This is a genomic window from Lapillicoccus sp., assembly GCF_036559105.1.
Taxonomy (GTDB): Bacteria; Actinomycetota; Actinomycetes; order Actinomycetales; family Dermatophilaceae; genus Lapillicoccus.
Map to the genome: position 1 here is coordinate 1 of NZ_DATBTV010000128.1, position 2,980 is coordinate 2,980.

The following is a 2,980-nucleotide window of genomic DNA, read 5'->3' on the forward strand; positions in this document are numbered from 1 at the left end:
TCCGGGTTCAGGCGGAGCGACGGGACCGTTCGACGGCGGTCGCGCGGAGCTGGGCCAGGTCGACCCCCACGTCGCGCAGCATCCGAATTCCGAGACCGCTGCCCTCGTCGAGGACGCCGAGCAGGAGGTGCTCCGAGCCGATCCGCGTGTCGCCGAGCATGATCGCCTGGCGCAGCCCGCGTTCGAGAGACTTCTTGGCTCGACCGGTGAAGGGGATGTGCTTGTGGCGGCCCCACCGGCGACCACCGGTTCGGTCGGGGACGTCGTCCAGCGCGCCGGCCCCGAAGGTCTCCTCGACCCTGCGCCGCACGTCGTCGAGGTCGATCCCGATGCTCTGGAGCGCGTCGGCGTCGAGGCGGCCGCTCGACTCGTCGTCGGCGGGCACCTGACGCAGCCAGCGACGCAGGCTCTCGGCGGTCACGCCCGCGTCGCGGAGCACCGCGCCGGCGACACCGTCGTCCTGGGCGAGGGCCACCACGACGTGCTCGGTGCCGACGTGGTGGTCGCCGGCGTCGGCGGCCTCCTCCTGTGCGCGCACCACGGTGCCGCGGGCGGAGGCGGTGAAACGTTCGAACATGGTCAGTCCTTCCCGGTGGTGATGCGAGGGCCGTGCTTCTGGTGGACCGCCTGGCGGGAGACGCCGAGGACGCCGGCGATGTCCTGCCAGGACCAGCCCTGCTCCCGGGCGCGCCGGACGTGGAGGTACTCGAGGCGCTCGAGCAGCTCATGGAGGGCGACGACAGCCCGCAGACCCTCGCCGGGGTCGCTGCTCGACGCGGTGCTCGCCAGGTCGGACACGGAACTCATGAGTGTCAACTTATCTTGACGCCTCGGGTGTTGTCAACTCATCTTGACACCCCCACCGGGCCCGCGAGAGGCCAACTTCTGCTCCTAAAACGCTCGGATGAGAGCAGAAGCTGACCTCTCGGCGCGGGGGACCGTGACCGTCAGCGCAGCGGGAGGGGTGGCTGGGCCCACCAGGCACCGGCGACGACCTCGACACGCTCGACCCACTTGACCCAGTGGTACCCGCGGCGTCCGGGCACGACGAGCCGCACCGGAGCGCCGTGACCCGCCGTCAACGGCGAACCGCCCATCGACGTCGCGAGCAGGAGGTCGTCGGACAACGGGAGACGACGCGCGTACCCCGTGCTGCTGGTCACGACCACGCTCAGCTCGCGGTCGATGTCCGGCAGCAGCCGCACGAGGCGCGTACCGGCCCAGGTCGGCTCCGCCCACCAACCGCCGGTGCAGTCGAGTGCGGCCGTCATCTCGTCGCCCCCGGCGAGGTCCGCGAGGCTCAGCCGGTGCTCGCCGAGCGGGGAGACCACCGTGAGCCGCCACGCCTGCGGGTCGACGGTCGGCACGGTGTCGAGGAACCACTGAGTGACCGGCACCTCGTCATCGTCGAGCCGGAACGAGCCGGTCGACCGCCGGCCACCCGCCCGGGCCAGGGCGGCGCCCGTCGTGATCGCCCCCACTCCGAGGCCAGCGGCCACGACGGCCACCCCGCCGGTGCGCAGCAGGGTCCGCCGGCCCCAGTCCGGCCGTCGGACGCGGACGGGGCGCTGGACGGCATGAACCACGGTGATGACCGCCGCGAGGACGCCCGCCGTGACGTGCAGCTGCATCGTCGTCACTGCGAGCCACTGCCCGGTCAGCCCGACGAGGTGCAGCAGCCCGGACAGCACCGCGGCCAGCAGCACCCACGTGAGGACGAGGGACGTGGTGCGGCCGTGGCGCATCCGGCGCAGTCCGCGCTGCACCACCGGCTTCTTCCACGGCACCAGGGCGAGCGGGCCGAGCCCGAGACCCGCGTGGAGCACGGCAACGAGCCACACCGGGCCGCTGCCCACGAGAAACAGACCGACGCCGGAGAGGGCCGCGGCCGGCACGAGCACGACCAGGGCCAGGTTCGCCCACCGGCCTCTCACCTCCTCACGGTATGCCTCCACGCACGGTCCATGGCAGGCTGCCCTCCCAGCAGACGAGAGGAGCGGCATCGTGGATGAGGACGACCGCCGCAAGGACCGCGGCGACTCTCAGGACCCGGACGGGCCGGAGCGTGACGAGACCGCCACAGAACGTGCCGACCGGAACTGGAACGAGCTCCTCCAGGAGCTGCGGGTCACCCAGACCGGCCTGCAGATCCTCACCGGCTTTCTCCTCACGGTGCCGTTCCAGCAGCGCTTCGGCGAGCTCGAGCCACCGCTGCGAGTCGTCTTCCTCGTCGCGCTCTCGCTCGCCGTCGTCTCGACGGTGATCGTCGTCGCCCCGGTCGCCTCGCACCGGATCCTGTTCCGCCGCAGCGCCAAACCCGAGCTCGTGTCGGCGGCCGACCGGTCGACCAAGGCGGGTCTCACCACCCTGGCGCTGACCATCGTCGCCGTGGTGGTGCTGGTCTTCGGGTTCGTCGCGGGAACGACGGCCGCCCTCATCGCGGGCGGGCTCGCCCTGGCCTTCTTCGTCCTCCAATGGGTGATCCTCCCCGCGCGGCTGCTCGGCCGGGTGGAGGGTCGCTCCGGGCGCTAGGTGTCGGTCGTCGCTGGGCGGGGTATGCGTCAGGCAGGTTCGTCACTGAGGGGCGCTGAGGAGGACGTATGCCCGCGGGCTCGTTGTCGAGGCAGGAGTACCCGGGCGCCGAGCCCTGGGTTCCCGAGGACCACAGCATCCCGGCGCTCGACGCGGCCGCACCCTCGTGCCGGGGCTGCGAGCTGTACCGCGACGCCACCCAGGTCGTCATGGGTCGCGGCGACCCGCACGCCGACCTCATGCTCGTGGGGGAGCAGCCCGGCGACAGCGAGGACCGTCAGGGGAAGCCCTTCGTCGGACCCGCCGGCCGGCTCCTCGTCGGCGCGCTGCAGGAGGCAGGGATCGACCCGGGTCGGGCCTACGTCACCAACGCGGTCAAGCACTTCCGGTTCACGACGAAGGGCAAGCAGCGGATCCACTCGACGCCGAGCCGCTGGAACGTCACCGC

The 2,980-nt window shown here is 72.2% G+C and carries 5 protein-coding genes; 2 read left to right on the forward strand and 3 right to left on the reverse strand.

Going from position 1 to position 2,980, the window contains the following annotated elements; all coding sequences use genetic code 11:
- Window positions 1–7: 7 nt before the first annotated feature.
- The 3 genes from VIG79_RS16090 to VIG79_RS16100 all read right to left on the reverse strand — a co-directional run bounded on the left by VIG79_RS16090 (window position 8) and on the right by VIG79_RS16100 (window position 1,934).
- Window positions 8–577: a Clp protease N-terminal domain-containing protein gene (locus VIG79_RS16090; protein WP_331887490.1), complete on the reverse strand. Its 570-nt coding sequence runs from the start codon at window positions 575–577 to the stop codon at window positions 8–10.
- Window positions 578–579: 2 nt separating this feature from the next.
- The gene (locus VIG79_RS16095; protein WP_331887491.1) at window positions 580–807 is read right to left on the reverse strand and encodes a hypothetical protein; all 228 of its coding nucleotides are present in this window, start codon (window positions 805–807) and stop codon (window positions 580–582) included.
- Window positions 808–947: 140 nt separating this feature from the next.
- Window positions 948–1,934 carry a molybdopterin-dependent oxidoreductase gene (locus tag VIG79_RS16100; RefSeq protein ID WP_331887492.1) on the reverse strand — a complete coding sequence of 329 codons (987 nt, stop codon included), beginning with the start codon at window positions 1,932–1,934 and terminating at the stop codon, window positions 948–950.
- Between the two features lie 70 nt (window positions 1,935–2,004).
- Here VIG79_RS16100 and VIG79_RS16105 point away from each other — a divergent pair, with 70 nt between their 5' ends.
- The gene (locus tag VIG79_RS16105) at window positions 2,005–2,532 is read left to right on the forward strand and encodes a DUF6328 family protein (RefSeq protein ID WP_331887493.1); all 528 of its coding nucleotides are present in this window, start codon (window positions 2,005–2,007) and stop codon (window positions 2,530–2,532) included.
- 68 nt (window positions 2,533–2,600) lie between these two features.
- Window positions 2,601–2,980, forward strand: a 380-nt coding sequence (locus VIG79_RS16110; RefSeq protein WP_331887494.1) for a uracil-DNA glycosylase family protein, incomplete at its 3' end; no start/stop codon positions are given.

What these genes read in the sequence shown, in the direction of transcription:
- VIG79_RS16090 (WP_331887490.1), bottom strand. Translation starts at nt 577, where the DNA reads ATGTTCGAACGTTTCACCGCCTCCGCCCGCGGCACCGTGGTGCGCGCA.
- VIG79_RS16095 (WP_331887491.1), bottom strand. Translation starts at nt 807, where the DNA reads ATGAGTTCCGTGTCCGACCTGGCGAGCACCGCGTCGAGCAGCGACCCC.